Raw genomic sequence first — 6762 nt, forward strand, 5'->3', positions numbered from 1 at the left:
GTGAGTGCCGACACTACCAGGATGAAGCAGGAAGTAAACGAAGCTCAAAGTCCAATATTGTCCAATCTTGAGTAACTTTGGGTAGGATTTATGTAACGGCTTAGGGGACTCTGTCTTAACCCAAGCGTATTGTATTATTTTAAGCAACTGGGTTTCTGTATTCAGAACTGTTGAAAGTACGATCGCCCTTACGCGATTGAATCAAGGTATTTTGCCATTCTTGGGTCATTACTGAGTTATGAGCGATCGCACTTCCTAATTTAAACCTAATTTTTGTCTAAAAACATATACCACATTTCGCTACAAAAAGTTGCAATTTGAACTCTGTTTTGGTCAAATAAGTAAGCTATCCCTATTTTTAATTATATCTGACGATTCATCAAGTTATTGATTTTTTATTCCTAAGTGTTGCGCCTTAACGACTAAAATTTCACTCGTTGATAAAACACTCGTTTCACATTCTCAGCCACCGTAACGTACAACAGGACGATCGCACCCAGCACCAGCACAAAACTCAACGGCAACGGTTGAAATCCCAGCAGCGTTCCTAGAGGTGTCCAGGGAATGACGATCGTCACTCCTACGGTAGCCAGCGTCGCCATCAACAAGTATTTTCCGGGTTTACTGTCAAAAATAGATTTGCGGGTACGAACAACCAGCACAACCATCGAAGCAGAGATGACAGACTCCAAAAACCAGCCGGTTCTAAACTGTTGTGGTTGAGCGTGTAGCAGCAACAGCAGCGCCCCAAACGTCAGGTAATCAAATATGGAACTTAGCAAACCAAACACGACCATGAAGTTGCGGATAAACTTGATGTCCATCCGGCGCGGTTTGTTGACTAAATCTTTGTCTACGCGATCGGTTGCAATGGTCAATTCTGGGAAATCAGTTAATAAGTTCGTCAGCAAAATCTGACTCGGAAGCAGAGGCAAAAAGGGCAGAAACAGAGAAATTCCCGCCATGCTAAACATATTACCAAAATTAGCGCTAGTTGCCATAAAGACATATTTTAAAGTGTTGGCAAATGTAATCCGTCCTTCCTTAACACCTTCGATCAGGACATTCAAATCCTTTTCCATCAACACAATGTCAGCAGCTTCCTTGGCAACATCCACGGCACTTTCGACTGAGATACCAACATCAGCGGCATGAAGCGCAGAAGCATCGTTAATGCCATCTCCCAGATATCCCACGACATTCCCTGCTTTTTTAAGGGCGATGATAATCCGCTCTTTTTGATTTGGTTCTACCTCAGCAAAAACATTGGTATTTTGTACTAGGTGCATCAAGGCTTCATCACTGATTTTTTCTAGCTCAGATCCAGTCAAAGCTTTTGATTCACGCAGTCCTACCTGCTGAATAATACTGATAGCAACTGCCTTGCTATCTCCAGTAATCATTTTCGGAGTGATTCCCAGTAATTGCAACTCTTTTAGAGTATCAGCGATGCCAGGTTTTGGCGGATCGAAGAGCGCAAGGTAGCCCAGAAATGTCATGTTTGTTTCATCATCTTTGGTGAAGGAATCTTGCTCACAATCCCGATAAGCCACACCCAAGGCTCTGAATCCTTTACTGCCCAAATCTTCCGCTTGTTGGTGGAGTTTTTGTCGCCGATCCGCAATGTCGATCGTTTTCCATTCAGCAGTTTCAACGGTTGAGCAAACATCCAAAATATTTTTCAGTGCACCTTTGGTAATAATCAAATGCGTGCTGTCTTTTTTGAACAGAATGCTGAGACGTTTGCGGTTAAAGTCATAGGGAACTTCATCGAGCTTTTGATAGCCCGAAATGTCGAATGTTTTGTATTCGCGAATCGCTTTGTCGATCGGATTCACATAACCAGACTCAGATGCGGCATTCAAATAAGCGTAAAGTAAAACCCGATCGCTATTTTCCCCCTCCACATCAACCGCAGAGTGAATTTTCACCTCTCCTTCCGTCAGCGTACCCGTCTTATCGGTGCAAAACACATTCATACTGCCAAAATTCTCGATCGCGGGTAAGCGCTTCACAATCACCCGCTTTTTCGCCATTGTCTGGGCACCGCGCGCCAGGTTAACACTGACGATCGCAGGTAGCAATTGAGGGGTCAAACCCACAGCCAACGCCAGAGAAAACATAAAAGATTCGAGCACAGGGCGATGCAGGTAGACGTTGGCTGCAAAAATTAGAGCGACCAAAACTAGCGTTACTTCCATCAAAAAGTAGCCGAATTTGCTCAGCCCATGTTCAAATTCTGTTTCGGGAGGCCTCAGTTTCAGGCGTTCCGATACTTTGCCGAATTCAGTTTCTTTTCCAGTATGAACAACTACTGCTTTCCCCGTTCCACTAATCACATTGGCTCCCATATAAAGGGAATTGGTGCGTTGATTTAGTCCAGTTTCAGCGGGCAATACACCATTAAATTTGTCAACCGGATAGGTTTCTCCTGTGAGTGCTGCTTCATTCACCGATAAATCTTTTGACTCTAAAACTAGACAGTCGCCGGGAATATTTTTACCTGCACAAAGCACCACAATATCGCCGGGAACTACTTCTTCATTGGGGATTTCTTGAGATTGATTATCCCTCAACACAGTTGCTTTAACTTGCACTAAGGCTAATAATTTTTCGACGGCGTTCGATGCTCCTCGCTCTTGCCAAAATCCTAATAGTCCGCTGATTAGGACGATCGCCAAAATGATGATGGCATCTAGCGCATCTTTCAGAAAAATCGAGAGCACTGCCGCGAAAATCAGAATCACGATAATCGGACTCTTGAACTGATTGAGCAACAGCACGAATGCGCTCGATTTGTGTGTTTGTTTGAGGCTGTTTGCGCCGTACTGGCTTAGGCGTTGTTTTGCATCAGCACGGCTTAATCCTGTGGCTGTAGAGTGCGTCTGCTGAAGCACCTGCTCCGTGGACAAGCTCCAAAATATGGACTGTGGATTCATGATTTTATACCTGATTTGTTTAAAGGTTTTACTATAGCTTTGACAGCCCTAATTTCAGGTGTATGGACACGGCAGTGGTCATTGGTGTCAACTTAACGCCAAACCCCTTCAGAGACTGTTCGCACCGCCCCTACGAATATATTTGAAAAGCACCAGATGCACCCGTTTTAAATTTGCCATCCCTCACGATGCAAACTCATACTCAATCTCTGTAATTCTTCCTTTAAAATAGAGCCGAATGCCTTCTGGATATTCCCATCCCACCTCGCCTTCTAAAGGAATCAGCATCCCATTGCGAACTGAATATTCCCCAAATCTCCCGCACCAAGGCATCGCAGTTAGCTTGTCGCGATAACGAGCCTCAGCCCGCATAGTGGCGATCGCACCTTCAGCATTAAACTGAAATACGACAGAGACAGTGGTTGCACCATCCGTCAAAGTAGCGCGGGCGGAGGTGTCATTAATCGCCTCCCAGCGCACACCTTGACTGGGCAATAGTGCAGTCGGATACCAAGGAGTCTCAGCCAAGAACCGCAATAATTCACCTTGATTGTTTTCAGGCGCACCGTGCATATTTGCAACGGTAAAAAGACCGAGTAATGATGCGTGTAAACTGCCTTCTCCTAACAAATAGGTATCATGAACAAAGGCATTAACTCCTGGTGCCATCTGGATGCGTGCATCCCAATCAAAACCCGGACGTTGAGTCGTCACAAATTGAGTGGCTGTAAACGGACTCCACTTATCTTCAGTTTCACTCAGATTGAACAGTCCCTGCTGAGAGAGTTTGACCGCAGAGGCGATCGCTTGTCCGTCCTTAATTACTGTCTGAAAGAATCGCTGCACGGGTTCTGGCAAGCCTTCGATCTCTTTTTGGTCATAGATTTGGGACTTAATTGTCCGTTGTCCATTTATTAATTTGGCTCGTAGGCGATCGGTGTTTGACTGCCAGCGATAGCTACCATAGATCGCAGCAATTCCCAAGCTGACTACGATTAAAACACCAACAATTGCCATCCACTTAATCCACATGATACTTACCTATGTTTGTTGATTTAGAAGTTGATAGATGGTGATGATAAGAACGATCGTACAAATAAATAGTCGTATATATTGAAAACGTATACTTTGATAGCCAATTAGGAAAATAAATCGCAAAATTTTCCTTTGTTGAATTTGAATACTTCCGTGCAATCAGAGTTAATGGGCAGACGAATCGAAAGGTTAGTAAAATTATAGCTTCTAGAGATACAAATCCATAACCAATCCAGAGCCAGACATCGAGTTTATTGGCGATCGCGGCATACAGCATATAGAAAATCACAAAGTTGAAAAATACCCAGATCGCAGTACAGATATTTGACTTCAAATTTTTAAGTGTAATCTCTGTCAATAGGAATAGATTAAGCACAACCAATCAAGAATCAGGAGACGGCAGTGCCGTTTCCCTACAATTAATTGGGGTAGGGAAACGGCACTGCCGTATCCTCCGTTTCTATTTCGATAGATATAGTTTCAGAATCTGTTAAAGACCAGGTATGATCTGCGGTCAAATCCAAAATAGACTCGTGATAATTACTCAAACTTTCTCGATGTCCAATGCTCAAAAATGTCATACCAGAGGCTTGTAACTGTTGGTATAAATGTTTTTCATTATCAGGATCGAGGGCGCTAGTAGCCTCATCTAAAATGGCGTAGCTAGGTTTGTTGAGCAGAAGATGTGCAAAAATAAGGCGCTGTTGTTCTCCCAAAGATAGAAGCTCCGCCCAGTTTTGTTCAGTGTTAAATCCTCCATGCGTTTGCTCTAAATCGGGTAAATTTACCTGCATCAAAATTTGCCTCAACTGCGAATCTTCAACTTCCGAATCCATATTTGGATACAGCATTTGATCTCGTAACGTCCCTAAAATCATGTAAGGACGCTGCGACAAAAACAACATTTTATCCAGGGTAGGCCGCGAAATTGTGCCACTTCCTGCATCCCACAGTCCAACGATCGCCCTTAACAAAGAACTTTTCCCGCAACCGCTAGGCCCTCTCACCAGCAAACCCTCGCCAGTAGAGAGTTTCACCGATAGATCCTCCACCAAAGTCCGTTGACGGTTCGGTGTTTGAAGGGTCATGTTTTCGATCGCCAGTCGATCGGCAATTTCAGTTTTGATACTTGTTTCCAGGGCGTCCTCAGACTCCTGGGAAGTTGAGCGATCAGTTTCCAAACACTCTAAAAAGGTGTATAAACGCTCGACACCCGCGCCAAAAGTAGCAAGGGATTGAAAGCGTGCCACAATTAGATTGAGCGAGAAAAAGACTCGAATGAAAGCTCCTTGCGCCTCAGTAACTTTACCAACTTCTAAGTCACCCGCAAAAATGCCGGGCGCGACTACAATTGCAGGCAGAATGAAGGGAATAAATTCATAGGCGTTAGTCAGGATATTCAGATTCAACTCCCAAAAAATTAAGCGCTTGAAGTTGTCGAAAGCTTCGACAAATCTGCCTTTGACTTGAGCGGACTCACGCGGTTCTCCCTGATAAAAGGCGATCGCCTCAGCATTTTCTCGCACCCGCACTAAACTAAACCGAAAATCGGCCTCTTTTTTAAGCTGCCCAAAATTGAGTCGCATCAAGGGCTTCCCAAATACCCCAACAGTCGCCAAAGTACCAACCAGCGCGTAGAGTACCAAAAACAAGATTAATGGCTTAGAAATGCCCCAGAGCACGCCACTAAACGCCGCCACAGCCAACAAAGAATCAACTACCGCCAGCAGTAGTTTTAACGATTCTTGGGTAAAACTTTTGACATCTTCAGCAATCCGCTGATCGGGATTATCAATGTCAGCATCGGCATGATTTAGATTATAAAATGCCCGATTCTGGAAATAGCGATCGACAAAATAGTTAGTCAACCATCGCCGCCACTCCAAGCCCAGGCGATCGCGCAAATAATCATAGCCTGCATATAATGGTGCATAAATAACTAATGTCCCGGCAAAAATTAGAATTGTTTGCCAAAATCTAGCTTCATCGTGAGCCGATAATGCCGAAATTAGCTCGCCTCGCTTGTTGTTGAGAAGTACACTTAGTCCTGTGTAGCCAAGGGACAACAGGATCACTAATAGCAATAAGCCGCGCGCGCGCCATTTTTCGTCGCTTGACCAGTAAGATTTGGCGATCGCCCAGAACTGTTTGAGTATAGTTAGATTAAATCGTTGCATTACTTCTATTCATACAAAGTTTCTCACCTATTTAATATAATATGAAAATAGTATTGAAAGCGCAAAACTTCCGATAAACGTTAAAATAGACCAGTTTGTATCTTGAGTTTGATGCGCTTCCGGAATAATCTCTTCCGCAATCGCCGTGATTAAAGTGCCTGTGGTAAATGCCAGCACAATTAGCTTGGGAAGATCGGCTTGTCCGCGCAATCCCCAATAGCCTAACGTCGCGCCCAGCCAAACAGGGATAATAAATGCAGCAAGTAACAAAAATCGCTTTGTTCTCGGCATATTTTGACTCTTAAACATCGTTGCCCAAGCAGGTTTAGCGATGACAACTCTAGGTATCAGTTCGGTAGATGCGATCGCCAGTAGTACGCCAGCAGCAGCGTGCAATGCTAGTCCTAATGTTTGTTTTGATGACGGTAACGCTTCAGCAATAATTGCTCCAATCAAGTTACTGAACGGGCAAAGCTGACAGTGTTAGAGCGAATATAAATTCCTGCATAGTCGTTAGCGGGACTTAAACAAATTTTAAGCCCAAACAAGGCCTAAACTGGCTTTATAAGCCGAGAATACGTCCCAATTTTGGTTCAACCATTTCACAAATC

Annotated in this window: 4 protein-coding genes; all 4 read right to left on the reverse strand. The window is 44.0% G+C overall.

Annotated features, from left to right (window positions below; genetic code table 11):
• Positions 1 to 422 precede the first annotated feature (422 nt).
• The 4 genes from mgtA to JGK07_RS32325 all read right to left on the reverse strand — a co-directional run bounded on the left by mgtA (position 423) and on the right by JGK07_RS32325 (position 6607).
• A complete protein-coding gene (gene mgtA / locus JGK07_RS32310; RefSeq protein WP_293243541.1) occupies positions 423 to 2939 on the reverse strand; it encodes a magnesium-translocating P-type ATPase in 2517 nt (838 codons plus the stop codon).
• Between the two features lie 183 nt (positions 2940 to 3122).
• Entirely contained in the window at positions 3123 to 3971 is an 849-nt protein-coding gene (locus JGK07_RS32315) for a DUF6544 family protein (RefSeq protein WP_293186943.1), read from the reverse strand.
• A gap of 422 nt (positions 3972 to 4393) precedes the next feature.
• The gene (locus JGK07_RS32320; RefSeq protein WP_293186944.1) at positions 4394 to 6151 is read right to left on the reverse strand and encodes an ABC transporter ATP-binding protein/permease; all 1758 of its coding nucleotides are present in this window, start codon (positions 6149 to 6151) and stop codon (positions 4394 to 4396) included.
• Between the two features lie 27 nt (positions 6152 to 6178).
• Positions 6179 to 6607: a hypothetical protein gene (locus JGK07_RS32325; protein WP_293186945.1), complete on the reverse strand. Its 429-nt coding sequence runs from the start codon at positions 6605 to 6607 to the stop codon at positions 6179 to 6181.
• Between the last annotated feature and the right edge of the window lie 155 nt (positions 6608 to 6762).

This window comes from Microcoleus sp. PH2017_24_DOB_U_A (assembly GCF_020738205.1).
Taxonomy (GTDB): Bacteria; Cyanobacteriota; Cyanobacteriia; order Cyanobacteriales; family Microcoleaceae; genus Microcoleus.

Coding starts and splice junctions, on each gene's coding strand:
- mgtA (WP_293243541.1), bottom strand. CDS start 2,939: ATGAATCCACAGTCCATATTTTGGAGCTTGTCCACGGAGCAGGTGCTT.
- JGK07_RS32315 (WP_293186943.1), bottom strand. CDS start 3,971: ATGTGGATTAAGTGGATGGCAATTGTTGGTGTTTTAATCGTAGTCAGC.
- JGK07_RS32320 (WP_293186944.1), bottom strand. CDS start 6,151: ATGCAACGATTTAATCTAACTATACTCAAACAGTTCTGGGCGATCGCC.